This window comes from Loktanella sp. Alg231-35, assembly GCF_900143545.1.
Classification (GTDB): domain Bacteria; phylum Pseudomonadota; class Alphaproteobacteria; order Rhodobacterales; family Rhodobacteraceae; genus Yoonia.
In genome coordinates, this window is the sequence record NZ_FREV01000001.1 from 271,479 (window position 1) to 295,637 (window position 24,159).

24 protein-coding genes are annotated in these 24,159 nt (G+C 57.0%); 11 read left to right on the forward strand and 13 right to left on the reverse strand.

Annotated features, from left to right (window positions below; genetic code table 11):
• Positions 1–5: 5 nt before the first annotated feature.
• From DHN10_RS01265 to rfbC, 8 genes are read right to left on the reverse strand one after another with little or no spacing between them, the layout of a single operon-like run.
• Positions 6–977, reverse strand: a complete 972-nt coding sequence (locus DHN10_RS01265) for a glycosyltransferase (protein ID WP_108813440.1) — start codon at positions 975–977, stop codon at positions 6–8.
• The gene (locus tag DHN10_RS01270; protein ID WP_108813441.1) at positions 974–2,185 is read right to left on the reverse strand and encodes a glycosyltransferase family 4 protein; all 1,212 of its coding nucleotides are present in this window, start codon (positions 2,183–2,185) and stop codon (positions 974–976) included. Before DHN10_RS01270 ends, DHN10_RS01265 begins: the two co-directional genes overlap by 4 nt.
• Entirely contained in the window at positions 2,182–3,123 is a 942-nt protein-coding gene (locus DHN10_RS01275; RefSeq protein ID WP_108813442.1) for an NAD-dependent epimerase/dehydratase family protein, read from the reverse strand. The genes DHN10_RS01270 and DHN10_RS01275 overlap by 4 nt, the downstream gene beginning before the upstream one ends.
• Positions 3,123–4,271: a Gfo/Idh/MocA family protein gene (locus tag DHN10_RS01280; RefSeq protein WP_108813443.1), complete on the reverse strand. Its 1,149-nt coding sequence runs from the start codon at positions 4,269–4,271 to the stop codon at positions 3,123–3,125. The genes DHN10_RS01275 and DHN10_RS01280 overlap by 1 nt, the downstream gene beginning before the upstream one ends.
• Positions 4,271–5,146, reverse strand: a complete 876-nt coding sequence (gene rfbA, locus DHN10_RS01285; protein WP_108813444.1) for a glucose-1-phosphate thymidylyltransferase RfbA — start codon at positions 5,144–5,146, stop codon at positions 4,271–4,273. The genes DHN10_RS01280 and rfbA overlap by 1 nt, the downstream gene beginning before the upstream one ends.
• Before the next feature lie 31 nt (positions 5,147–5,177).
• On the reverse strand, positions 5,178–6,032 hold the full coding sequence (rfbD, locus tag DHN10_RS01290) for a dTDP-4-dehydrorhamnose reductase (protein WP_108813445.1): 855 nt from the start codon (positions 6,030–6,032) through the stop codon (positions 5,178–5,180).
• Positions 6,029–7,066, reverse strand: a complete 1,038-nt coding sequence (rfbB, locus tag DHN10_RS01295) for a dTDP-glucose 4,6-dehydratase (RefSeq protein WP_108813446.1) — start codon at positions 7,064–7,066, stop codon at positions 6,029–6,031. Before rfbB ends, rfbD begins: the two co-directional genes overlap by 4 nt.
• Positions 7,063–7,629: a dTDP-4-dehydrorhamnose 3,5-epimerase gene (gene rfbC, locus DHN10_RS01300; RefSeq protein WP_108813447.1), complete on the reverse strand. Its 567-nt coding sequence runs from the start codon at positions 7,627–7,629 to the stop codon at positions 7,063–7,065. The genes rfbB and rfbC overlap by 4 nt, the downstream gene beginning before the upstream one ends.
• A 345-nt stretch (positions 7,630–7,974) precedes the next feature.
• Here rfbC and DHN10_RS01305 point away from each other — a divergent pair, with 345 nt between their 5' ends.
• The gene (locus DHN10_RS01305) at positions 7,975–10,191 is read left to right on the forward strand and encodes an NADP-dependent isocitrate dehydrogenase (RefSeq protein WP_108813448.1); all 2,217 of its coding nucleotides are present in this window, start codon (positions 7,975–7,977) and stop codon (positions 10,189–10,191) included.
• Between the two features lie 142 nt (positions 10,192–10,333).
• On the opposite strand, the gene DHN10_RS01310 is transcribed toward DHN10_RS01305, so the two are convergent.
• From DHN10_RS01310 to DHN10_RS01325, 4 genes are read right to left on the reverse strand one after another with little or no spacing between them, the layout of a single operon-like run.
• On the reverse strand, positions 10,334–10,807 hold the full coding sequence (locus DHN10_RS01310; RefSeq protein WP_108813449.1) for a DUF6505 family protein: 474 nt from the start codon (positions 10,805–10,807) through the stop codon (positions 10,334–10,336).
• A gap of 1 nt (position 10,808) precedes the next feature.
• Positions 10,809–11,504: a biotin/lipoate--protein ligase family protein gene (locus DHN10_RS01315; RefSeq protein WP_108813450.1), complete on the reverse strand. Its 696-nt coding sequence runs from the start codon at positions 11,502–11,504 to the stop codon at positions 10,809–10,811.
• Entirely contained in the window at positions 11,501–12,556 is a 1,056-nt protein-coding gene (locus tag DHN10_RS01320; RefSeq protein ID WP_108813451.1) for an Mrp/NBP35 family ATP-binding protein, read from the reverse strand. Before DHN10_RS01320 ends, DHN10_RS01315 begins: the two co-directional genes overlap by 4 nt.
• Positions 12,557–12,748: a DUF6494 family protein gene (locus DHN10_RS01325; RefSeq protein ID WP_108813452.1), complete on the reverse strand. Its 192-nt coding sequence runs from the start codon at positions 12,746–12,748 to the stop codon at positions 12,557–12,559. It abuts the gene before it with no gap.
• Between the two features lie 86 nt (positions 12,749–12,834).
• Between DHN10_RS01325 and DHN10_RS01330 the strand changes: the two genes are divergently transcribed.
• Entirely contained in the window at positions 12,835–13,560 is a 726-nt protein-coding gene (locus tag DHN10_RS01330) for a hypothetical protein (RefSeq protein ID WP_108813453.1), read from the forward strand.
• Here DHN10_RS01330 and DHN10_RS01335 read toward each other — a convergent pair.
• Entirely contained in the window at positions 13,554–15,497 is a 1,944-nt protein-coding gene (locus DHN10_RS01335) for a 4Fe-4S binding protein (RefSeq protein ID WP_108813885.1), read from the reverse strand. The two genes, DHN10_RS01330 and DHN10_RS01335, sit on opposite strands and share 7 nt — an antisense overlap.
• A 342-nt stretch (positions 15,498–15,839) precedes the next feature.
• On the opposite strand from DHN10_RS01335, the gene DHN10_RS01340 reads away from it, so the two are divergent.
• The 9 genes from DHN10_RS01340 to DHN10_RS20080 all read left to right on the forward strand — a co-directional run bounded on the left by DHN10_RS01340 (position 15,840) and on the right by DHN10_RS20080 (position 24,143).
• Entirely contained in the window at positions 15,840–16,373 is a 534-nt protein-coding gene (locus DHN10_RS01340; RefSeq protein ID WP_108813454.1) for a DUF3305 domain-containing protein, read from the forward strand.
• Positions 16,370–16,978, forward strand: coding sequence for a DUF3306 domain-containing protein (locus tag DHN10_RS01345; RefSeq protein ID WP_108813455.1), 609 nt, complete (start codon positions 16,370–16,372; stop codon positions 16,976–16,978). Before DHN10_RS01340 ends, DHN10_RS01345 begins: the two co-directional genes overlap by 4 nt.
• Complete coding sequence (locus DHN10_RS01350; RefSeq protein WP_108813456.1) at positions 16,975–17,580, forward strand: TorD/DmsD family molecular chaperone; 606 nt, start codon at positions 16,975–16,977, stop codon at positions 17,578–17,580. Before DHN10_RS01345 ends, DHN10_RS01350 begins: the two co-directional genes overlap by 4 nt.
• Before the next feature lie 57 nt (positions 17,581–17,637).
• The gene (locus DHN10_RS01355) at positions 17,638–17,820 is read left to right on the forward strand and encodes a twin-arginine translocation signal domain-containing protein (RefSeq protein ID WP_108813457.1); all 183 of its coding nucleotides are present in this window, start codon (positions 17,638–17,640) and stop codon (positions 17,818–17,820) included.
• 97 nt (positions 17,821–17,917) lie between these two features.
• Positions 17,918–20,812 (forward strand): formate dehydrogenase subunit alpha, encoded by a 2,895-nt coding sequence (locus DHN10_RS01360; protein ID WP_108813458.1) that lies wholly within the window; start codon positions 17,918–17,920, stop codon positions 20,810–20,812.
• A 13-nt stretch (positions 20,813–20,825) separates the two neighbouring features.
• Positions 20,826–21,422, forward strand: a complete 597-nt coding sequence (gene fdh3B, locus DHN10_RS01365) for a formate dehydrogenase FDH3 subunit beta (protein WP_108813459.1) — start codon at positions 20,826–20,828, stop codon at positions 21,420–21,422.
• Positions 21,423–21,507: 85 nt separating this feature from the next.
• A complete protein-coding gene (locus DHN10_RS01370; RefSeq protein WP_108813460.1) occupies positions 21,508–22,704 on the forward strand; it encodes a formate dehydrogenase subunit gamma in 1,197 nt (398 codons plus the stop codon).
• The gene (locus tag DHN10_RS01375) at positions 22,705–24,018 is read left to right on the forward strand and encodes a c-type cytochrome (protein ID WP_108813461.1); all 1,314 of its coding nucleotides are present in this window, start codon (positions 22,705–22,707) and stop codon (positions 24,016–24,018) included. It begins immediately after the preceding gene.
• Entirely contained in the window at positions 24,015–24,143 is a 129-nt protein-coding gene (locus tag DHN10_RS20080) for a hypothetical protein (protein ID WP_267895697.1), read from the forward strand. The genes DHN10_RS01375 and DHN10_RS20080 overlap by 4 nt, the downstream gene beginning before the upstream one ends.
• Positions 24,144–24,159: the final 16 nt, after the last annotated feature.

The following is a 24,159-nucleotide window of genomic DNA, read 5'->3' on the forward strand; positions in this document are numbered from 1 at the left end:
CATTCTCACTTATACTCAATAATCGCCATGTCGCGGTTGCGCAGTTTGCGCCAATGATAGGTCAGCAGGCCAATGAAATTTGGCAGTTTAGACAGGCTCAGAAAGACGGATTGATGCATTGCCTTTTGGCGCGGCAATTCACCGTTCTCTAGCCCACGCACTGTGCGGATGTAAGACATCAGATAAAGCGCCAGCACTGCGACCAGCAAGAGCGGGGCAAAGATGACCCCGACGATTGCAAGGAAAGGCAGGATCGCGCCATAGACCCAGACCCGTTGGCGGGCGCGGGCGAAGTATTCCGGGTGCAGATCACCCACTTGGGCAAACCCATGGCCGGTGCGCACGGCCCGCCGCCACCATTGCCCGAAGCGCATCATATTGGCGTCATGTAGTGTCATCTTGTTAGGTAGGCGGTGGACGCGCCAACCTGCCTTGCGCACGCGCGTACAAAACTCATCGTCTTCGGCGGCAATCACGCGCGGGTTAAACCCGCCAGTCGCAACAAAGACCTCTGCGCGGACCATCATATCGCCGCCGCAAGCCTCGATATCGCCAGCAGGGCGGTGCCATTCAAAGTCGGTCAGACCGTTGTAGACGCTGGCATCGGGGTAAATCTCGGCACGCCAGCCGGTCACAATGCCCATATCGGGGTTCTGCTCCAATGCAGCGATGCCAGCGGCAATCCAGCCGGGTTCGATCATGCAATCGCCATCTATGAACTGTACGAAGGTCGGCTTTGGGTCGAGCGCCTCGAACCCCGCATTGCGTGCCCGTGCTGCCGTAAACGGCACGCTCAGGTCCAGTTCCACAACCTGCGCACCTGCATCACGCGCTGTTTGCATGCTATCATCGGTCGAGCCGCTGTCGACATAAACGATCTGCGCGACTTCGCCTTGCAATGACGCCAACCCCGCCGCCAGACGCGCGCCTTCGTTGCGGCCAATCAAGACCACTGCGGTGTCGGGTGCCGTGTTCATGCGGTGTCATCCTTGGGCTGCATCAGGATCTGCTTGAGTTTTTCCGCCTCGGTAGCAGAGGCAAATTCCGCTGCCACCTTCGCCTGCCCGGCCTGCCCCATCTTGGCGCGCAAAGCGTCATCGCCCAGTAGGGTTTTCAACGCATCGGCCAAGGCAGGAGCGGCCCCCGGTGGAACAAGCAAACCACTGACCCTGTCTTCGACCAGTTCCGGCACCCCGGCGATCCGGCTGGTCACAACCGGGACTTGTGCCGCCATCGCTTCCATCAGCACAACGGGTACGCCTTCGGCAAAACTGGGCAGTACGAAGATATCCGTCGCAGAAAGGGCTTCAGCGACTTCGGCTTGTGATTTGTAACCGCAGAATTCCACATGATCGGTCAGGCCCATGTTAGCCGCGCGCATCTCGAGATCGGCCCGTTCTGGCCCGTCTCCGATCAGGCGCAGCTGCATATCAGGGTGATCGGCGACCACCGACTTGAGCGCCTCAAACAACACCGGCACACCCTTTACGGCCGCCAATCGGCCAACAAATAACAAAGTTGGGCGTGCAGGGCGGGGACCGGGCGCATAACGCTCGGGCGCGACCCCGCAGTGAATGATATGCAACTTGCGCCAATGCTCTGGCGCGGAAAACACCATCGCCTGCGAGCGGCAGAAGTCGCTGATACAGGCGACAAAGCTGGCGGTTTCGATCTTTGCGTCCAGTCGCCAGTGGTTTGGTTCAAAGAAAATATCAGGCCCGTGCAGCGAGAAACTGTAAGGGATGCCTGTCATTTCAGAGGCGATCATGGCCAGTGTACAGCTTGATTTGGCAATGTGGTTATGTAGATGCTCCACATCTTCACGGCGCAGATGATCTGCCAAAACGGCGGCCTCAAGAAAATAGAACATCTGAAAGAGAAAGTTGCGCAGACCCGGCGGTGACGTGCGGGCCGCAAGGCGGAGTGCGCGGAAATAGCGCCCCGGCTGGCGCAACGCGCGGATGTGGCAAGCAACAAGGTGGGCGGGTTTCTTGGCCGCAGCCAGAACCTTGAATGTTGCTGCCGCTTCGGCCTTTTGCTCGGGGCCGACGTGTTGCTCTGGCGGCGTCGTGCGCACCGAACAGGTGATGACGTCCATGCCCAGTTTACGCAACTCCTGCACTTCGCGCAGGATGAAGGTGTCAGTGGCGCGAGGGTACTCACCAGTGAGATAGGCGATCTTCATGTTTCGGCCTCGCGTGATGCCTGAATGGCTGCGTCAAACCCTGTCAGCGCCTCGCCATCCATCAACGCCTGCATGCCAGCGGTGTCATAGCGCACTGGCATCATCCGTGCTTGGAGGATTGCAGGGTGCAGCAATCCGGGTTTCGATGAAAACGGCAAGAGCTGCCCCAGAAATGACAGTAAACGCCATGGCAGCACGACAGATGGTTTTGTCCAGCCAATGCTTTGCAGATACTGACCACGTGCCGGTGGGTTCGGATCAATCACGTTGATCGGACCATCCGGCGCAGTTTCACAGGCCTTCACAATCGCTAAAGCACAGTTTTTGACATAGACCGTGGGCAATTCGCCAGCTTTGGTGAACTGCACCAAAACCGGACCCGCCGGCGCACCAAGATGAGCATTCCAAAGAGCATTCGGCCCGTAAACGGCACCGGGCCGCAGGATCGTTTGCGGCAGATTAAAAGACGCCGCGATCTGTTCCTGCAATAGCTTGTTCTGGCAATACACATCACGCTTTTCTGGCGTGGCTTCCAAGGCGGATGCCTCGTCAATCTTGCCACCCTCGGCGACGGCATCATGGGCATAGACGGAAACCGAACTGATCAACACCAATCGCGGTGTAGATGGCGAATCGATCATTGCCTCGCACAGGGCTTTGGTTGCTTCCACGGTATCGCGTTTTTGCTGGGCTGCGTCACCGCTGATTGTGGCGGCTAGATGAATGACCGTGTCAGCGCCATCAAGCGCCCCTGCCAGCGCGCCCTTCTGCATTAGATCAGCAACAACGGGTGTGACGCCATCGTCCCACTCGGGGTGGATGGCCGCTTCGCGTCGTACAACGGCGCGCACATAATGCCCGCGCGCACGGGCGCAGGCGACAACTTCGCGCCCGATGAACCCAGCGGCACCTGTGACCACAATCGTCTGTTGGGCCATCACTTGCCCCCTTTCAACGACTGCGCCCAAGGCTGCGGAGCAGGCGGTTCACAGGTCGACTGCATCGTTTGTGACCCGCTGTGCTCGCCTGCGTTCTGCAAGGCCAGCGTCACTTCGTTCACATGCAACGCCATCTGCATCGCCGGTGTGGGATCAGTACCTGCGGCAATGTCGTGCAACATCTGATCAGGGCCGAGGAAGAAATTCATGGTTGCCGCACCACCCTTAGCGGGCACCGGGTGCAGGTCCTTGCCGGGCAGGCGCATCTTGCGCGTCAGGGGCAATTCCAACAATCGCCTGCGAATGCGCATCCGCTTGCGGAACTGCACAGAGGCAAGGTTGTCCCAGCACTCATCAAGTTCCAGCACACCCCGGTCACCCACAATACGAATTTCGTGGTTATGCGGTGCAATGATTGAGCAGGTCAGGCGGGTCACCACGCCAGAGGTGTGAAACAGCGTGCCGATCGATAGGTCATGCGCTGCTGGATCATCGCCAGTCAGTTGGGCCGAGGCCGCAACAACCGTGCGCACAGGGCCGAACATCTGTATCAGCCAGGTGAGGTAATAACCGGCATGCTCCATTGTGCAGCCAACCTGAAACTCATCCTCGGCGGGCCAAGGCGCGCCAGTTTCGCTTTTCCAATGTTTGTAAGGCGCTTGCCTGATGTAGCCGTCATCAATTTCGGCATAGGCCAAACGGATTTTTCCGGGTTTGGCGCTACGCACGGCGGCCCAAAGAGTTTGGGCCGATTGGGACAGATAGCTGCAAGGCGCTGCACCCAGATGTAGACCAAGCCCGGTGGCCAGATCAGCCAATTCCATGGCTTGCGCCATTTCCATCGCCAAAGGCTTTTCGGAATAGACATGCCGTTCGGCCAATAAACAGGCGCGCGATACGTCAAAATGTGCATCGGGGTTTGTCAGGTTTAACACCAACCCATCAGCAGGCAGGGCCGCCAATAGTTCCTCTGCAGAACCAAAGGCAGGCAGTTTCCAATAATTGCAGAATGTCGCCAGACGTGCGGCATCCAGATCATAGGCACCAACGATATTCAGATCAGGATAAAGCGCGATTGATTTCATATAGAAATCAGCCACATATCCGGTCCCAATGATTGCGATGGAGGGTGTGTGCGGTACGACCATCAGGGATCCATCAACCCCAATAGATAGGCGCCATATTCTGTCTTGGCATAGCGGTTTGCCAATGCAGTCAGTTGCGCCTCATCAATCCAGCCTGCGCCAAAGGCAATCTCTTCAGGGCACCCTGTTTGCATGCCTTGGCGGCTTTGCAATGTCCGCACAAAGTTACCCGCATCCAGCAGGCTGGCGTGGGTGCCTGTATCGAGCCAGGCATAACCACGGCCCATGCGCTCGACGTTCAGTGCGCCCTCTTGCAGGTAGCTTTCCAACAAGGTCACGATTTCCAATTCACCACGCGGGCTTGGGGTGATCGTGCGCGCCCGATCGGGGGCTGTGCCATCAAGGAAATAAAGGCCCGTCACTGCATAGTTCGAGGGTGGCACGTCAGGTTTTTCAACAATTTCTGTCACGCGGTCATCGGCATCCATGCCAACAACGCCGTAGCGTTCGGGGTCAGCGACGCGGTAGCCAAACACGGTTGCCCCATTGGGTTGCGCATCAGCACCAGCCAACAGTTCCGGCAGACCGTGCCCAAAAAAGATGTTATCGCCCAGAACCATCGCCGATGGGCCGCCATCCAGGAAATCCTCGGCGATCAGATAGGCTTGCGCCAGACCATCGGGGCTAGGTTGGACCAGCCATGTGATCTGCACACCCCACTGCGACCCGTCACCCAGCAGGTTCTGGAACTGCGCTTGATCCTGCGGTGTTGTGATGATCCCAATTTCGCGGATGCCCGAAAGCATCACGACAGACAGCGGATAATAGATCATCGGCTTGTCATAGATCGGCATCAGTTGCTTGGACAAACCCTGAGTGATCGGCCAAAGCCGTGACCCCGTGCCACCAGCAAGTATCAGTCCCTTACGCATACTCATTACAACTTTCTATGGGCTCAATATGGTTCAGTTATGACGATGCGAACATGTCGCTTAGGGCAGCCTGCCAATCGGGGCGGGAAATGCCAAATGTGGTTTGCAATGATGTGCAATCCAGCCGCGAATTAGCTGGACGCGCGGCAGGTGTGGGGTAGTCCGCGGTTGGAATATCCGTAACAGAGGTTTCGCGGCCAGCTGTTGCAAAGATCGCGCGGGCAAAATCGGCCCAGGACACATTTGGCGCACCGCTAAAATGATAGATACCGCTGCGGCCTTGGCCCGCCGCCAGCGCCTTGGCCATTGTCAGGCAGGCATCCGCGATGGCCGCCGCTGGTGTCGGCCCCCCGACTTGATCGCCCACGACTGTCAGCGCATCGCGCGTGTCAGACAGGCGCAACATGGTCGTGACAAAGTTCTTGCCAGTCGCATCGAAGACCCAAGCGGTGCGCAGGATCGCAGAGTTACCGCCTGCGGCGGTCACCTGCTGTTCTCCCGCGCGCTTTGTCCTGCCATAGGCACCCAGCGGTCCGGTCGGTGCATCCGGTGTCCAAGCGGGCCCCTCGGACCCATCAAACACGTAATCGGTCGAGATATGCACAAAAGGCACGCCCTTTGCTGCACAGGCCTGCGCCATAGCGCCGGGTGCGTCTGCATTGATCACGTGGGCGGCGGCTTCTTGATCTTCGGCTGCATCAACTGCGGTCCATGCAGCGGCGTTAATGACAGCATCAGCTTGCGCATCGGCAATGGCAGCGGCGCAAGCGGCAGGGTTATTCAAATCCGCTTCATTACGTCCCAGGGCCGTGACTTGCACGCCATGATCGGAACCAGCCGCGATCAATGCGCGGGCAACCTGCCCGGTTTTGCCAAACACCAGAACCTTCATGATGTGCCCAGCCGGGTGCCAACACCGTCGCGGTCCAGCAGCGGCTGCCACCAATCGGCGTTGTTCAGATACCAGTCCACCGTCTTGGCCAAGCCTTGGTCAAGCGTGACCGACGGACGCCAGCCCAGTTCATCGCGCATCCGGCTGGGATCAATGGCATAGCGCAGGTCGTGGCCGGGCCGATCCGTGACATAGGTGATCAAATCGGCATGTGGGGCCGCATCAGGACGGTGCTGGTCAAGCAATGCACAAATCATCTGCACAAGGTCGATATTGCGCGCCTCATTCTCACCGCCAATGTTGTAGCTGCGACCAACTTTGCCACGGGTCAGCACGGTCAGCAGCGCGTCGGCGTGATCTTCGACATAAAGCCAGTCACGCACGTTTTCGCCCTTGCCGTAAACCGGGATCGGTTTGCCATGTAGGGCGTTCAGGATCACCACCGGGATCAGCTTTTCGGGAAAGTGATAGGGGCCGTAGTTGTTTGAGCAATTGGTGAGGACAACCGGCAGGCCATAGGTCTCTGCCCAAGCACGCACCAGATGGTCACTGGCAGCCTTAGAGGCAGAATAGGGGCTGCGCGGATCATAAGCGGTGTCTTCGGTGAACTGCCCTGTTGCACCCAGAGAGCCATAAACCTCATCGGTCGAGATATGGTGGAAACGAAACGTATCGGGCTTGCCTTGCGTATCCCAATACTGGCGCGCGGCCTCTAGCAATGTGTAGGTGCCGGTGACGTTGGTCTGAATAAAGGCGCCCGGCCCGTCGATGGACCGGTCTACATGCGATTCCGCGGCCAGATGCATGATGGCGTCGGGTTGATGTGTGGCCAGAATTCGATCCATCGCGGCACGATCACAGATATCTGCTTGCACGAATGCATAAAGCGGGTCGTCAGCAACGCTGGCCACATTCGCCAGACAGGCGGCATAGGTCAGCGCATCAAGGTTCACAATTGCATGACCCTGGGCCACAGCCTGCCGCACGACCGCAGAGCCGATGAAACCGGCACCCCCTGTGACAAGGATTTTCATGATGCGGGCTCGTAGGTGAAGGGCGATGCAAGATCAGTAAAGGCGGGGGCGATGGCATCCTTGTCCGACAAGACTGCATCGTCGGTTTTAATGCCCCAATCAATCGCAAGATCAGGATCGTCAAAGCGTACCGACCCTTCGGTCGCAGGTGCGTAGGTGGCAGAGCATTTGTAAGCGACGATGCAATCCGGCGTGCGAGTGACAAAGCCGTGCAGGAACCCTTCGGGGATCAACAGCTGATTGCCCTTTTCCGCGGTCAGTTCTACCCTGACCCATTGGCCGAAACTTGGCGAGCCCAGACGTACGTCCACTGCCACATCCCAGATCACACCTTGGATCACGCGCACCAGCTTGGCCTGTGCGGCTGGAGGTGCCTGAAAATGCAGGCCGCGCACGGTGCCGATGTCTTGGCTGTATGACTGGTTGTCCTGTGAAAACTGAAAGTTGATGCCGTGTTGTGCTAGCGCATCTGCATTGTAGGTTTCGCTGAAATGCCCGCGCGCATCGGCAAACCGCCGGGGCGTGATCTCAACAACACCGGAAAGGGCGGTTTCTTCAATCATCTTGGTTGACACCTAACACTTTGAACATACTTTAACTTATCACTGCTGTTTAGGCGATAAAGGTCATGAAATCCATCCCTTGGACCGCCCCGCGTTGTGGTTTGCTAGCAATGTGTGTGTTGTGTTTTCCCATTGATGAAAGGTGCGTGCGCCCTTTGCAGCATTCAATGCCTCAATTGTCGCAGGTAGGCCGCGACAATGCTACTTTGCAGGTGTAGATTCTGTCCAAATACATGGGATTTTCACCGGATTCGCTATTGTATACTATTGTCTACCGAACGCAGAGCGCGTATGCGAAGCCGGTATTCAAAGCCAGCAAACCAGATGACCAAGAGGGACAGCCAGATGTCAAACTCCAATCTTCGCGATATCATATACACAAAAACCGATGAAGCGCCGCAGTTGGCCTCGGCTTCGCTTTTGCCGATCCTGCAAAAGTTTCTGGGGTCGCAGGGCATCAGTATCGGAACCAAGGACATCTCGTTGGCGGGGCGCATCCTGTCAGCGTTTCCAGAACGGCTGAGTGACGACCAAAAGGTCGCGGATGACCTCGCCCTTTTGGGTGGTGTCGTGAAAGAGGCCAGCGCCAATGTCATCAAGCTGCCTAACATCTCGGCCTCGGTTCCGCAGTTGATGGAAGTCATCGCCGAATTGCAGGGCAAAGGGTATGCCATCCCCGATTATCCCAACGATCCGCAGACCGATGCCGAAAAAGAGGCACGCCAACGCTATGATGCGGTCAAAGGCTCTGCTGTGAATCCGGTGCTGCGCGAAGGCAATTCGGATCGCCGCGCCCCGTCGTCGGTCAAGGCCTACGCCAAGGCCAACCCGCACCGCATGGGCAAATGGTCGGCTGATAGCAAGACGCGCGTATCCACGATGGGTGCAAATGACTTCTTTTCAAATGAGACATCGGTAACGCTGTCTGAGGCGCAAACGCTGAAGATTGAACTGACCGGTGCTGACGGCGCTGTCACCACCCTAAAAGACGGCATAGCGATGCCAGCGGGCACGATTGTTGATGCAACCTTCATGTCGGCCAAGGCGCTCAAGGCGTTCTTTCACCAACAGATCGAAGCGACGCGCGCCGAAGGCACGCTCTTTTCGCTGCACATGAAGGCAACGATGATGAAGGTCTCGGACCCGATCATATTTGGTCACGCTGTTGTGGCCTATTTGCAGCCGATCTTTGATACATATGCCGATGATTTTGCCGCTGCCGGGATCAGCCCGAATGCGGGCTTTGGCACGTTGTTTGATGCCATCGACGCGATGCCCAATGGCGCAGCAATCCGGGCCGAGATTGACGCATTGCTGGCCGAACGCCCGCCGCTTTACATGGTCAATTCGGATCGTGGCATCACGAACTTGCATGTCCCGTCAGACGTGATCATCGACGCCTCAATGCCTGCCGTGATCCGTGCGGGCGGCAAAGGCTGGGGGCCGGACGGCGAAGAGGACGACACCAACTGTGTGATCCCTGATAGCTCTTATGCACCGGTTTATGACGCCTCGGTTGAATTCTGCAAAGCCAACGGCGCACTTGACCCGGTGTCCGCAGGTACGGTGCAGAACGTGGGCCTCATGGCACAGAAGGCGGAAGAATACGGCTCGCACCCAACAACTTTCGAACTCTCGCAAGCAGGCACCGTGCGCGTGATCGCGGACAACGGCGATATCCTGCACAGCCATGCGGTAGAGGCCGGTGACATCTGGCGCATGGCCTCTGCCCGCCGCGCGCCGATTGAAAACTGGATTCAGCTTGCGCTCGACCGTATGGCGACGACGGGCTACGAGACGATCTTCTGGCTCGACCGCAACCGTGCGCATGATGCTGAACTGCTGAAATACGTCGAACCTGCGCTGGCAAAGGCAGGTGTCGCCGACAAGGTCAAGATCATGGCGCCGCGCGACGCGACGACGCGGTCATTCGAAGTGATCTACCAGGGCGACAACACTATCGCCGTCACAGGCAACGTATTGCGCGACTACTTGACCGACCTGTTCCCGATCCTTGAGGTCGGCACATCGGCCAAGATGCTGTCTGTTGTTGGTCTGATGAACGGCGGCGGCCTGTTTGAAACGGGCGCCGGCGGCTCTGCTCCCAAGCACGTGGAACAGTTGGTCGAAGAAAACCACCTGCGCTGGGATTCGCTGGGTGAATTCTGCGCATTGGGTGAAAGCCTGCGGTTTCTGGGCACTGCAAAGGGGAAACCTGCAGCCGCCATCATGGGTGACGCCGTTGATACCGCGACAGAGAAACTGCTGTCCGAAGGGCATTCACCAAAACGCAAAGTGGGACAGCCAGACAACCGGCACAGCCACTACTGGTTTGCGCGTTTCTGGGCTGAGGCCCTCGCGGCGCAATCTCAGGATGCAGCGCTGGGCGCGCAATTCGCACCTTTGGCCGATGCTTTGGCAGCAAACGAAGACGCCATCGTGAGTGAGCTTTCGCAAGGGCGTGGTGCGGCTGTTGATCTGGGCGGTTACTATCATACTTCTGAGGCGCTTTCCGCTGCTGTGATGCGGCCGTCAGCGACACTGAACAGCCTGATAGACTGATCGGCTGTCACCTTTGTTTCAATGAAAAGAGCGCCTGCATAAGGCGCTCTTTTTGCATCAAGAGACCACCCGTGTCTGTTGCGATGTGATCTAAGATCGTGTGTTGGTTTGCTTAGCGGTGGGCGACGGCGAAGTTCTGATCTTAGTCACCACCATGAACCGCAAACATATCCAGTCCCGCGTCGCGTTGTTCGATGATGCGAAAGGCTTCTTTGACGCCTGCGTCGGTTAGTTCACGGGCAACAGTGAGGATTGTGTTGGGGTCATGTTCCGCACACATATCCATCATTTGGCTCAGTTCTTCTTGGGCGGCGGGCAAGGCCGCCTCAATGGACGGCGCGCCATACATCTCAACGAAATGCTGGGCGAGGCTGTTGACCAAGGCAGACAGCTCTGCCGGTTCAATTTGCGTGACGGCAACAAATGTCACCCGCCCAAAGGTTTCCACACCAAGCCAGCCATTGGAAAACGCCTGACGGGCCTTCCCGGTGAGGTCGCCCCCTGTCCAATTGGAAAACTCGAAGCCACCCGAAATGCACCATTCCCCGGTGCGCCCAGGCGAGTGAAAGACGTTCATGTCACTTTCGTCAAAATGGATCGCGCGCGCGAGTTTCATATCAAGCCTCCAATAGATGGGTGAGGGGGATCATATGGGTGTTGGCCCCGTCGCGCAGCAACATTCCAAAGTGTTCATCGATGCCAAGGAATTCACCGGATAAGTCAGCTTTTTCAACGGCTTGCCCAATACCGTGCGCGATGCCAGACCATTCCTTGTGCAGTGGGGCGGCACCTTCGTCACTCCAGCGGTTGACCCACACCAATGTGTGCCGCACCCAGGCCTCCAGCAGGTCGTTTACGTCAACCTCAGCGCAACCTTCGGAGAACAACGCCGTCTGATCTGGCGTGAGCCCCGTTTCGGCGTTGTCAGGCCAAATGCGCAAGTCCAACCCGATGATGAGCCAGTCCGGTTCTTGCGTGGGATCGTTATGCGAACATGCTGCCTGCAAGTGTCCGCAGGTGCCACCGTTCAGGCGAATGGCGCCGTCCCAATCAAGATGCACACCCACCTCAGGCGGGGCAAGCGCCCCAAGGGCATTCTGGAAACCGACGCCACATATCGGCAGGATGGCCATCGCGTCGCGCAGCGGGACTTCTGGTGCAAAGACGATGGCGGCCTGCATCCGATCATTGCTGAGGTGATAGGTCACAAGGCCCGCATCGCAGCCCAGCGTGGCCTTGTCGCGGGCCGCGCCAAACGGATCACTTGCAACAGGTGTTGCTGTGAACAGTGGGGGTAGGCTTATGTCCCTCACGCTTTGCCTGCGTCGATCAATGCTTTGGCAACCGCACGGAAGCCCTGCGCTTGCGCGGACTCAGGCTTGGATACGACAATTGGTGCGCCACCATCTGCCGCCAACCGGATGTCCAGATGCAGCGGGATTTCAGCCAATAGAGGAACGCCAAGTTTGTCCGCTTCGGCCGTGACGCCACCATGTCCAAAGACGTGTTCCTCGTGTCCGCAGCTTGAACAGATATGTGTGCTCATGTTCTCGATCATGCCGATGATTGGTGTTTTCATCTGATTGAACATGTCGATCCCTTTGCGGGCATCCAGCAGGGCGACGTCCTGTGGCGTCGACACGATGATCGCCCCATCAAGCTGCGCCTTTTGCGCAAGGGTCATCTGCACGTCGCCAGTGCCGGGTGGCAGATCGACGATCAGCACATCCAACGCGCCCCATTGAACCTGCGTCAGCATTTGCTGCAACGCGCCCATCAGCATTGGACCACGCCAGACAACGGCCTGATCCTCGTTTGTCATCAGGCCGATCGACATCATCGTGACGCCAAAGTTGCGCAATGGGAGGATCAGCTTGCCGTCTGGGCTTTGCGGGCGTCCAGATACACCAAGCATTCGCGGCTGAGAGGGGCCGTAAACGTCGGCATCCAGCATCCCCACGCGACGCCCTTCGGCGGCAAGGGCGCAAGCAAGGTTTGCCGCAACTGTTGATTTACCAACCCCGCCTTTGCCGGATGCCACAGCGATAATGCGGTCAATGCCTGCGATCTTCTCTGGGCCAGTGGGTTCTGCCTTGCGGTTTGGCTTCAGATCGGGCGGGGCTGCGGGTTTCGTATGCGCTGTCATCACGATGGAAACGGATGTCGCCCCAAGTGCGGCCAGTTTTTCCTCTGCCTCAGCTTTGATCGGCAGGTAAGGTTCGGGGCTCGCCACTTCCATGACAAAGCGTATGGCACCGTCTTCGACATTCAGCGCGCGGACAAGCCCTGCAGACACGATGTCATTGCCGGATGGGTCCTTGATTTCTTTCAGACAGGCGAGGGTCTGATCACGCGTAACGGTCACTTATGCGCCTTCTATCTTACCAGTGACCACATGTTCGAGGTCGATGTCGTTGATTGTCAGGACAACTTTCGCATCAAAACTCTTGCCGGCTGTGCCGTTTGCGCCGCGCATCGCTTCTTCGATGACTTGCTGAGAGGTGACCCCAACCTGTTTCAAAAATTTTCGCATCGACATGTTGAACTCTTCGCTCATGCCTTGATCCTCCCTGATGTGTTGACGCTTTGACCCTAGCGACCCTAGGCTAATGCGCAAGCAAACCATTGAGGGGGGCTTGTGACATGCTGAAGGAACTACTTGTTTGTCTGGCCTTTGCAGGGTCGTCAGCAATGGCGCAGGACAAATCCTTTACGTTGCAAAGCCCGTCGGCATTGACTGATACGGGGCTTTTGAACCACATATTGCCGCGTTTCTCATTAAAGACTGGCATCCGCATTACCTTATCAGAGGACGAAGGCATCGCCGCATTTGGTCCCGACGGTGATCCTGTGTTCCGGCAAGGCGACACGATCTGGCACTTTCGCAACTCCGAGAATGACAACACCCAAGCCTTCTATGATTGGCTGACTTCTGACGTCGGCAAGCGGACGGTTGAAGGCTTCACGCCAGACGAGGGTGTGCCTTTCAGCGCGGATGTGAGCGTTCAAGTTGCTGCAGTGGTCGTGGCATTGACGGGTGATGCGGTTCTTGGTGAAGACGTCAGCCTGTCGCGTTGCGGCCGTTGCCATGTGGTGAACGACAGCAATCGCATGAACGCCATCGGATCGACCCCATCGTTTGCCCTGATGCGGAGTTTCTCCGATTGGGAGGGGCGGTTTCAAACGTTCTATCTGCTAAGGCCGCACGCAGCCTTTACGCAGGTGAAGGACGTCACAGACCCGTTTCCGGACAACCTGCCTTCCCCGATCGCACCAATAGAGGTCACGCTGGATGAAATTGACGCGATTGTTGCCTATGTCGGCACGATTGCCCCGGCGGATTTGGGTGGTCCGATACAGTCTCAGTGATCTTTGCGCTTTGACAGGTAGTCATCCGTCGTGCGTGGCTTTGGCCGCTCTGACCCCTGAAACGGATTGTCAGTTGAATGGAACTGCGACTGAATTCGGCAGTTGTCGCACATCTGGATCATCTTTGCTGCTTGGGTGGTCGCAAACATCGCGTGCTTGCCGGCAAGTTTCTCGGTGATCTTTTCAACCGTTGATTTCGACCCGAACAGCGCACCACACTCTACACAGGCAAAGGGTTCTTCCTCGTGCAAGACGACTTCGGACAGGGACGCTGCTGTCAGGTTCAGTTGGGGCTGCAGCGTTATCGCCTTTTCCGGGCAGATGTTGCTGCACAGGCCGCACTGTAGGCACGCATCCTCTTGAAAGCGCAGTTGCGGCATGTCGCTGTTGTCGCCAAGCGCACCCGATGGGCAAAGCGAGACGCAAGACAGACACAGTGTGCAAGCGTCTGGATCCAAGACAACAGTACCATAAGGTGCGCCATCTGGCAGGGTGATGACCTCTGCATCAGGTTGCAGTGTCTTGGCCGACAAGCGGGCAACCTGACGGCGGCTACCTAACGGTAAAATCGGGTCACAGCCGACCATATCGGGCGCGGCTGATAGCGCATCCACCATCGCGTCGGGATCGGGTACAAAGATCATTGCAACAGCGTCACCACCAGCGACAGCTTTCGCAAGATCCGCCTGTGCCATCAACACATCCACCTCAGTGTTCGGAGACATCAGGATGTCCACATGCCCAAAGCCACACGCAAGCGCTGCGAGCATTTCGGCATGCCCAAAACCCGACAAAGCGTCGGTTTCAAACGGAATGACATCCGCAGGTAACCCCCGCCCAAAACGCGCAGCAAGAGAGATCATTTCGTGCCCGTGGGTTGCATCATGGACCAGCAACCGTGGCGTGCCGCCACCCGCTTTGCGGTAGGTACTGGCCAGCGTGTTGAGGCGTTGAAAGATCGTGTCGACAGGTGGCGCATCATAGGAAATCGCACCAGATGGGCACACCGCCGCGCATGACCCGCAGCCAGCACAAATCATCGGATCAATCGCGACATGTTCACCTGCCGAAGTGATTGCACCAGTTGGGCAGACATTCAGGCAATTGGAGCAGGCGGGCTGTTCTGCCCTGCTGTGTGCGCAAGCCGAGGTTTCCAATTTGACGTAAAGCGGTTTTTCAAATGTGCCGACAATCTGGGCTGCGTCAAAAACGACCCGCGCAATTGAAGGGGCATGTCCGGGGTCAGCGCGCAGATACCCTTCGCGTTTTTCGTGCGCAGGAAACAATGGCTTTGCTCCGCTAAGATCTACCAATATGTCGCAATGCGACACTGCGCCATTTTTCGGACCAGTCAGCGAAAATGCACCCCGACCGCCAAGAACAACTTGCTGTAATTCATCAATCTTTACGGAAAACCCGCCGAGTGCGCCGGATGCCTGACGCAGCTTGCCAATCACGCAGTCAAATCGGCGATCAGCGGGGATATCCTCGGCTGTATCGAGCAAAACCGTGACGGCAAGGGTCTCACATAGATCGCCTGCGGCGGCCAAAGCCGCAGCGCCCCCTACAATCAGGCAAGTGCCTTCTGAAATGACGTCAACGGATTTGCCCATCGGGAATGTCAGCGCAGCCTCTGCTGCTAGGGCCGCCATCTTGGCAGGGGCAGGGTTTTCGCCCCAGCCGGCGCGGTCGCGAATGTCGACAAAGCCGGGGCTGTCAGTATCAAGTTCCTGTGCCAGCCCCTCGAAGATTCGCCGTTCCTGCTGGCAGGCCATGATCACATCACCGGCCTTGATCTCCGCTGCGGCGGCGTCGATCTGATCGGTGCAAAGCGACGTGTAGACCTTTGAACAGGCCAGACCACTTGCCTTGGAGATCAGGTCAGGATCAATTGTCTGGCTGCCCAGACAATCGCAAAGAACAAGCTTTTTCGGCATCTCTACTCCAACCGTACGGGCTGTGAACTGCGGCCCAAGTGTCACGCTAGCCGCGATTCTGTCGCGCCGTAAACCAGATTTTCTGTGCTGACATCGGCTGGTGCTCAATGCTGCAACTGCAAATCCGCACTGTCAGGTTTTCAGCCAAGAGCATCATTTACGCGCGTAACACTTCATTTTTCCGCCAGAAGTTGACCTAGCGGAAATGCGGCAACGCAGCATCCCGAAATGTGATCGCGCCCAGGAAAGTTTTTCCTTTGAGAATGCCTTGAATTCGGGCAGCATTCGGGCAGCCAGAGGATATAGTCTATATTGAATCAAGCTATCACCACTTCTATTGCGATGCCGCTTGGCGTTGTTATCCGGCGCACCCCCGGTGTCACGCGCTGGGCGCGACATGTGTGGAAAGCGGTGGCCGTTTTGCCGGGTGCTCCGTCCGCAAACTGGAAAGAAATGCGCCGCGATGGGGATGCAGTAGAGTATCACGCGGCGACCCTGACGCTTGAACTGTTCCGCACCGATACCGAAGCCTATTTGCAGGGGTTATCCTCTCAGGCACCGGCGATTTATGTGGTGATGCGGGAAAGCGATACCGAAAATCCGCTTGATGTAACCCTTGTGACCGCTTCACCCTACGAGGCGCAGGACTACGCAGACACTGGTGAAGAGCTGGTCGAGAAGGTTCCAATGCCAGACGGCCTAGTCGCATGGATTCGTGATTTCATCACGCTGCACCATGAGGATGAAGTGTTTGTAAAGCGCCGCCGCAACAAGGCCCGCGTTGATCAGGTGCAAGATGGGATAGGTGATGCCCGTATCCGGCAGACCGCAGACGTTTATCGCGCACCCGCAACCCGCAAGGGGGTGCTGCATTGAATAAGCCCGCTGATTTCTGGTCGCGCCGTCGTAATGCTGTCTTGGAAGAGACTGCTTCAGAGAGTGCTGTGCTCGAAGCAGAGGCCATCGCGCAAGAACATGCAGCTTTGGAAGATCTCAGCGAAGCGGAAGTCCTGGAAAGGCTTGATCTGCCCAATCCCGATACCTTGAAACAAGGCGACGATTTCAGCGCGTTCATGGCAAAAGCCGTGCCAGAGGCGATCCGCCGCCGTGCCTTGCGCACATTGTGGCGTTCAAACCCAGTGCTGGCCAACGTCGATATGCTGGTCGATTACGGTGAAGACTTTACCGATAGCGCGATGGTCGTTGAAAACATGCAGACCGCCTATCAGGTCGGCAAAGGTATGTTGAAGCATATCGAAGAGATGGCGCGTCAGGCCGCCGAGAAAGAAAACCCTGCCGCTGTCGAGGATGATGTTGACGGGGAAGAGGACGAACCAGCGGTTGCCGCACCTGAAGAGGCCGAACCTATCGCCGCGACTGCGTTGAACCCAGAACACGGCCCTTCTGACCCGGACGTTGAAGACGTTGAAGTAACCTATGCACCCCGCCGCATGACATTTCAGATTGAGGAGACAGCGTGAACCTAGCTGCCGATATCACTGTGGTTCCCGAAGATCGGCTACGCGCTGATCTTTATAACTTCTTGGGGTTGTTGCTATCGGGGCCGCCTGACCAACTTTTGCTTGATCAATGTGCTGGGCTTTCGGGGGACGATACCGAACTTGGCAAAGCAACAGCCGCGCTTTCGCGTGTCGCCAAAGCATCCAAACCGGCGCGTGTTCAATCCGAGTTCAACGCGTTGTTCATCGGTTTGGGCCGTGGAGAACTGCTGCCTTACGCCAGCTATTACCTGACGGGGTTCCTGAACGAAAAGCCGCTGGCTGCGTTGCGCGCCGACATGCTTGCCGAAGGGATGACCCGCGCCGACAACGTGTTCGAGCCTGAAGATAATATCGCATCATTGATGGAGATGATGGGAGGAATGATCGTCGGTCGATTCCGTGATCCGGCGACCTTGGACGTTCAAAAAGCGTTTTTTAACAAGCATATCGCCCCATGGGCGGGCCACTTTTTTGCCGACCTCGAAGCGGCAAAGAATTCGATCCTCTATGCATCCATCGGAACCATGGGCAAGACATTTATGGAGATCGAACGCGAAGCGTTCAGAATGACAGCAGGGTAGCGCCCTGCCGTAAACCGGTGGGGATGCCCGCCAAAAACAGGAAGGGGGAGACATCCCATGACCAAGAAACCCGAAGGCGCAAGCCGCCGCGATTTTCTGAAACTTGCAGGCACGACTGCGCCCGTTGCTGCGGTTGCTTTGACAGCGACGTCAGCCGAGGCCGAGCCGGTCGATCTGACCTCTGAGAAGATGCAAGACACAGCACATACACGGGCCTACCTCGAAAGCGCCAAGTTCTAGGCGTGACGTTGATGATCTGACGTCGCGGGGCCGCATGACCCTGATCAACGTCACAAAAGAACTCGCCCGAGCTTTGGGCACCAAGGGAGGAAATGAGATGCTAAAGAAAAAGACCAACGGGGTTGCACGACGCTCCCAGCGGACCGGCATCCTGTCAGATGTGGCAGAGAAATCCGTTGACCGCCGCGCGTTTTTGCGTGGCTCCGGACTTGCCGTCGGTGGATTGACCGCGATTGTAGCAACTGGCGGGGCCGTCGCGCCGGCAGCCGCGCAAACAGCATCGACCGTTGTTGAGACTGTCAAATCGGTCTGCACGCACTGTTCGGTTGGCTGTACAGTCATCGCAGAGGTTTCAAACGGCGTTTGGACAGGGCAAGAGCCCGGTTGGGACAGCCCGTTCAACCTAGGTGCCCACTGTGCAAAAGGTGCTGCTGTCCGCGAACACGCCCATGGTGAACGTCGCCTGAAGTATCCCATGAAAAAGGAAAACGGCGAGTGGGTTAGGGTTTCTTGGGAGCAAGCCATCGACGAGATCGGTGATGGCATGATGAACATCCGCGAAGAAAGCGGACCGGATTCAGTCTATTGGCTGGGCTCTGCCAAACATAACAACGAACAGGCCTATCTGTTCCGCAAGTTTGCAGCTTATTGGGGCACAAATAACGTCGATCACCAAGCGCGGATTTGTCACTCAACCACCGTGGCCGGCGTGGCGAATACATGGGGCTATGGCGCCATGACAAATAGCTACAATGACATCCACAATTCCAAGGCGATCTTTGTGATCGGTGGCAACCCCGCAGAAGCGCACCCTGTATCACTGCTGCATTTGCTAAAGGCGAAAGAGCAAAACAACGCACCGCTGATTGTTTGCGATCCGCGCTTCACGCGGACGGCGGCGCATGCTGATGAATATGTGCGCTTCCGTCCCGGCACCGATGTGGCGCTGGTTTGGGGCATCTTGTGGCATGTCTTTGAAAATGGCTGGGAAGATCAGGAATTCATCCGCACGCGCGTATGGGGCATGGACCAAATCAAGGAAGAAGTTGCGCGTTGGACACCGGAAGAGGTGGAGCGCGTCACTGGTACGCCCGGCTCTCAACTGCGTCGCGTCGCGCGCACGATGGTCAACAACCGTCCCGGCACCGTGATTTGGTGTATGGGCGGCACGCAGCACACCAACGGCAACAACAACACGCGTGCGTATTGCGTCTTGCAGCTGGCCCTTGGAAACATGGGAACCAGCGGGGGTGGCACAAACATTTTCCGTGGTCACGACAACGTGCAGGGTGCAACGGACCTTGGCGTTCTGTCGCACACATTGCCCGGTTACTATGGCCTGTCCGCAGGTGCTTGGGCCCACTGGGGCCGCGTATGGGAAGAGGATGGCGATTGGCTCAAGGCTCAGTTCGCACCCGGTGAGAACGATGCCGACGGCAACCCAACGTCCTTGCAGAACCTAACCGGCATCCCCGTCAGTCGTTGGATTGACGGTGTTCTGGAAGACCCTGAAAACATGGATAACCCCAACAAGGTGCGGGCCATGGTGCTTTGGGGCCATGCGCCAAACTCGCAGACCCGCATGAAGGAAATGAAAACCGCGATGGAAGAGCTTGATATGCTTGTCGTCGTGGATCCATATCCGACAGTGTCCGCAGTTTTGCATGACAGGACGGATGGGGTCTATCTGCTGCCTGCATGTACGCAGTTCGAAACACGTGGCTCTGTGACCGCATCGAACCGCTCGCTACAGTGGCGCGATAAGGTGGTTGATCCGCTGTTTGAATCGCTTCCTGATGAGGTCATCATGGCCAAGTTTGCCAACAAGTTTGGCTGGGCCGATCGTCTGTTCCGCAATATCGAGATGGAAGACGACGAAACACCTGTCGTCGAAAGCATCACCGAAGAGTTCAACCGCGGCATGTGGACTATTGGCTACACGGGCCAAAGCCCGGAGCGGATCAAAATGCATATGGCCAACCAGCATACGTTTGACCGCACTACATTGCGGGCAAATGGTGGCCCGGCCGATGGTGACTATTACGGGCTGCCATGGCCAAGTTGGGGCACAGCAGAGATGAACCACCCCGGCACGCCGAACCTTTATGACATGTCCAAACGTGTGTCTGAGGGTGGCCTGACGTTCCGCGCCCGCTTTGGCGTTGAACGTGATGGTGACAACCTGCTGGCCGAGGGTGTTGCATCGTTGGATTCGGATATTCAGGATGGATACCCGGAATTCACCATGCAAATGCTGATGGACCTCGGTTGGGATGGTGAGCTGACCGCTGATGAGCGTGCAACAATCGACGCCATTGCAGGACCGAAGACCAATTGGAAGACCGACCTTTCGGGAGGTATCCAGCGTGTTGCAATCGCCCACGAAATGGCACCCTTCGGGAATGCAAAAGCCCGTGCAGTTGTCTGGACCTTCCCGGATCCGGTGCCACTCCACCGCGAGCCGCTTTATACCAACCGACGCGACCTTGTGGCGGACTACCCAACCTACGAAGACCGCAAGTTCTATCGTTTGCCGACCATGTATGCCTCGATCCAGAAACAGGATTTCAGCGAGGAATATCCAATGGTGCTGACGTCCGGACGATTGGTGGAATACGAGGGTGGTGGCGATGAAAGCCGGTCTAACCCATGGCTTGCCGAACTTCAGCAAGACATGTTCGTTGAGATCAACACCCGTGATGCCAACAACCTAGGTATCCGTGATGGCACGCAAGTGTGGGTCGAAGGGCCCGAAGGTGCGAAGGTCAAAGTGATGGCCATGATCACGGAACGGGTCGGCGAAGGAGTGGCGTTCATGCCCTTCCACTTTGGTGGCCACTTTGAAGGCGAAGACCTGCGGGGCAAATACCCTGACGGCGCGGACCCTTACGTATTGGGCGAAAGCACAAACACCGCGCAGACCTATGGCTATGATTCAGTGACCCAGATGCAAGAGACGAAAGCCACTCTTTGCAAAATCTGGACAGCATAAGGGAGATTGAGAAATGGGAGCTAGAGCAAAATTTCTCGTAGACGCTGAACGCTGCATCGAATGCAACGCCTGTGTCACTGCATGTAAGAACGAGCATGAGGTGCCCTGGGGCATCAACCGTCGGAAGGTTGTGACGATCAATGATGGCAAACCCGGCGAGAGGTCGATTTCGGTGGCCTGCATGCATTGTTCGGATGCGCCATGCATGGCCGTCTGCCCGGTGGATTGCTTTTACCAAAACGAAGAAGGGGTGGTTCTGCACTCCAAAGACCTTTGCATTGGGTGTGGATATTGCTTCTACGCGTGCCCCTTCGGCGCGCCGCAGTTTCCACAGGCCGGTAACTTTGGATCACGCGGCAAGATGGACAAATGTACCTTCTGCGCCGGCGGCCCAGAGGAAACGCACTCTTCCGCCGAGTTCGCCAAATATGGGCGCAACCGGATCGCAGAGGGCAAACTGCCGATCTGTGCGGAAATGTGTGCAACCAAGGCGCTGCTTGCTGGTGATGGGGACGTTGTCTCTGGCATTTATCGCGAGCGGGTCGTTGCTCGTGGTTTTGGGTCCGGCGCCTGGGGCTGGGGCACTGCCTATGATCAGAAGGGTGGCTAGCCCCACGCACCTTCGCATGAGTTGAAAGATTGGGGCGGTCCGCTGGATCGCCCCCGATCAAATTCTACAATTCGGGGAGTTCACCATGCTGCGCGTCTTGCTCGCTCTGATGCTGACCATCGTGTTCACGTCAACCGCAACCGCACAAGATGAAGCGACGCTTGATCGGTCCGCGACGGGCGGTGCCCAGACATTGGAAGATATCCTCGCGCGCCAGCGTGGCGAGGTGGTCGAAGATAGTTTCCGGAGCAACCTTGTTGGAAACCCTGACGCCGCGGCCGACATCACCAATCAACTTGGCACGTTGGGCGGCGCCTCTGACCCTGATCTGTGGCGGGCACTGCGCTTTGACAGCGCAGATATTACAGCGTCAAACAATGGCCCCGCCGCAACTGTGTTGATGCAAGACGGCGGCATGCGCTGGCTTTCGTTCCGCGAAGGGCCATTGATCACCTACGGTGGCTATCTGATGATAGGTACTCTGGCATTATTGGCCGTGTTCTTTCTGATCCGTGGCCGCATTCGGATAGATGGCGAAAAGACCGGGCGCACTATTGAGCGGTTCAAATGGATTGAACGATTTGGACATTGGCTGCTCGCAGGATCTTTCATTCTATTGGGTATCACCGGTTTGGTCTCATTGATGGGGCGCAAGTTTCTGATTCCAACCTTTGGACACGACGCATTTGCTTTCATCGCGGTTTGGTCAAAATGGATCCACAACAACGTGTCATGGGCCTTTATGCTTGGCTTGATCATGATCTTTGTGATGTGGGTCTTGCATAACTTGCCAGACAGAACCGACATCAAATGGCTGATGCAAGGCGGCGGGATATTCACCAAATCACACCCTCCGGCGAAAAAATTCAACGCCGGGCAAAAGCTGATCTTTTGGTCGGTCATCCTTCTGGGGGCATCCATTTCGGTCACCGGTCTTGCGTTGCTGTTCCCATTCGAGATCAACATGTTCGCCGCGACCTTCGCAAAGTTAAACAGCTTTGGGATCTCTGGGGCGCTTGGCCTTGGTGAACTCCCGACTGTCCTTGCGCCGCACGAAGAAATGCAGCTGGCACAGCTTTGGCATGCGATTGTCAGCTTTGTGCTGATGGCGATCGTACTTGCCCACATCTACATCGGGTCTGTTGGGATGGAAGGCGCATATGACGCCATGGGGTCCGGCGAGGTCGAAGAACAATGGGCCCGCGAACACCATTCAATTTGGGTGGATGAGGTCAAAGCAAAAGAAGGCGTTGCGCCCGAAGGTGCATCGCCCGCTGAATAGATGCACAAGGCGTGCTGCGCCTCATTGTTGTTGGCATTGCCTGTGCAAGCACAGGACTTTTTCACACTGCAAGGGCACGGCGGACCGATAATGGATATTGCCGTGTCGCCCTCTGGTCAAATCGCAACGGCGAGCTTTGACAACGCCGTTGGGGTCTGGGATCGCAGTTTACCTGTTTGGTACGACGGGCACAGGGCCGCGGTGAACGTTGCAACGTTCTGGACGGATGAGATCATATTGTCAGCCGGGGATGATTTTGATGTCTTGATCTGGACGGACCCGCAATCGCCGCGCGTGCTGGGGCAACATGACGCTAAGGTGTTGGCACTTGCAGTCTCTCATGAGGCCGAAATGGCCGCGTCCGCAAGCTGGGACGCAACCGTTGGACTATGGCCGCTAGAACTGGATGGGCAGGACGGGACTGCGGCCCCAATCAAACTTCGCGGTCACAGGCAGGGCGTCAACGATGTTGTCTTTTCGAACGATGGAAAGCGCCTATTTTCTGCATCAACTGATGGCACGATCCGGGTTTGGGATGTGGCGAGTGGCACGCAAACTCATCTTTTGGCCAGCCACGGTTTTGGGGTGAATGAGCTTGTACTGAACGAAGCGGATGGCTGGTTGGCCTATGGTGCGGTTGATGGCAGTACACGGTTCATCGACCCACATACCGGCGATCTGCTCCGAGACATCACGCTGGAACGACGCCCGATCCTGTCGCTGGCCTATGATGATAACTCTCGCCAATTGGCGGTTGGTGATGGGGATGGCTATATCATGCTGGTCGACACGACGGATATGTCCATCGCAAGGGACTTCCGCGCGACGCAGCAAGGGCCGGTTTGGGCGCTCGCCTTCTCGCCTGATGGGCTGAATATCCATGCAGGCGGCATCGATAACACCATGTACTCGTGGCCGATTGAGACGATGTCCCTGCACGAGCCGATGAATGCCGAGATCAGGTCATTTCTTGAAGATCCAGACGTTCTTGAAAACGGAGAGCGGCAGTACAAACGCAAATGCTCGATCTGCCATACTGTGACGGAAGGCAGCGAACGGCGGGCTGGTCCGACATTGCATCAGCTTTTTGGTCGCCCGGCGGGGACCGTCCCCGACTACAGCTACTCTGCGACGTTGCTACAAGCAGATATAGTCTGGTCAGCGGCGACGATAAATGCTTTGTTCGATGAAGGCCCAGACCACTATATTCCCGGCACGAAAATGCCAATGCAGCGGATCGCAGGCCAGCAGGATCGTGATGATCTTATTGACTATTTGCAACGCGTGACCGCCAGAAATGGAGACCTGGAATGAAAGCCATGCTGACAGCTTTTGCAGCCATTGCCGTGATCGCGGTTGGGGCAAGTATTGTTTTAGGCAACGCGGGCTTTTCCAGCCAAGAGCGTGCTGCTGGCGCATCGGTGCGCCTTGACGATTAACGGTAAGTATCGGGCA

Coding starts and splice junctions, on each gene's coding strand:
- DHN10_RS01265 (WP_108813440.1), bottom strand. CDS start 977: ATGAACACGGCACCCGACACCGCAGTGGTCTTGATTGGCCGCAACGAA.
- DHN10_RS01270 (WP_108813441.1), bottom strand. CDS start 2,185: ATGAAGATCGCCTATCTCACTGGTGAGTACCCTCGCGCCACTGACACC.
- DHN10_RS01275 (WP_108813442.1), bottom strand. CDS start 3,123: ATGGCCCAACAGACGATTGTGGTCACAGGTGCCGCTGGGTTCATCGGG.
- DHN10_RS01280 (WP_108813443.1), bottom strand. CDS start 4,271: ATGGTCGTACCGCACACACCCTCCATCGCAATCATTGGGACCGGATAT.
- rfbA (WP_108813444.1), bottom strand. CDS start 5,146: ATGAGTATGCGTAAGGGACTGATACTTGCTGGTGGCACGGGGTCACGG.
- rfbD (WP_108813445.1), bottom strand. CDS start 6,032: ATGAAGGTTCTGGTGTTTGGCAAAACCGGGCAGGTTGCCCGCGCATTG.
- rfbB (WP_108813446.1), bottom strand. CDS start 7,066: ATGAAAATCCTTGTCACAGGGGGTGCCGGTTTCATCGGCTCTGCGGTC.
- rfbC (WP_108813447.1), bottom strand. CDS start 7,629: ATGATTGAAGAAACCGCCCTTTCCGGTGTTGTTGAGATCACGCCCCGG.
- DHN10_RS01305 (WP_108813448.1), top strand. CDS start 7,975: ATGTCAAACTCCAATCTTCGCGATATCATATACACAAAAACCGATGAA.
- DHN10_RS01310 (WP_108813449.1), bottom strand. CDS start 10,807: ATGAAACTCGCGCGCGCGATCCATTTTGACGAAAGTGACATGAACGTC.
- DHN10_RS01325 (WP_108813452.1), bottom strand. CDS start 12,748: ATGAGCGAAGAGTTCAACATGTCGATGCGAAAATTTTTGAAACAGGTT.
- DHN10_RS01330 (WP_108813453.1), top strand. CDS start 12,835: ATGCTGAAGGAACTACTTGTTTGTCTGGCCTTTGCAGGGTCGTCAGCA.
- DHN10_RS01335 (WP_108813885.1), bottom strand. CDS start 15,497: ATGCCGAAAAAGCTTGTTCTTTGCGATTGTCTGGGCAGCCAGACAATT.
- DHN10_RS01340 (WP_108813454.1), top strand. CDS start 15,840: ATGCCGCTTGGCGTTGTTATCCGGCGCACCCCCGGTGTCACGCGCTGG.
- DHN10_RS01355 (WP_108813457.1), top strand. CDS start 17,638: ATGACCAAGAAACCCGAAGGCGCAAGCCGCCGCGATTTTCTGAAACTT.
- DHN10_RS01360 (WP_108813458.1), top strand. CDS start 17,918: ATGCTAAAGAAAAAGACCAACGGGGTTGCACGACGCTCCCAGCGGACC.
- fdh3B (WP_108813459.1), top strand. CDS start 20,826: ATGGGAGCTAGAGCAAAATTTCTCGTAGACGCTGAACGCTGCATCGAA.
- DHN10_RS01370 (WP_108813460.1), top strand. CDS start 21,508: ATGCTGCGCGTCTTGCTCGCTCTGATGCTGACCATCGTGTTCACGTCA.
- DHN10_RS01375 (WP_108813461.1), top strand. CDS start 22,705: ATGCACAAGGCGTGCTGCGCCTCATTGTTGTTGGCATTGCCTGTGCAA.
- DHN10_RS20080 (WP_267895697.1), top strand. CDS start 24,015: ATGAAAGCCATGCTGACAGCTTTTGCAGCCATTGCCGTGATCGCGGTT.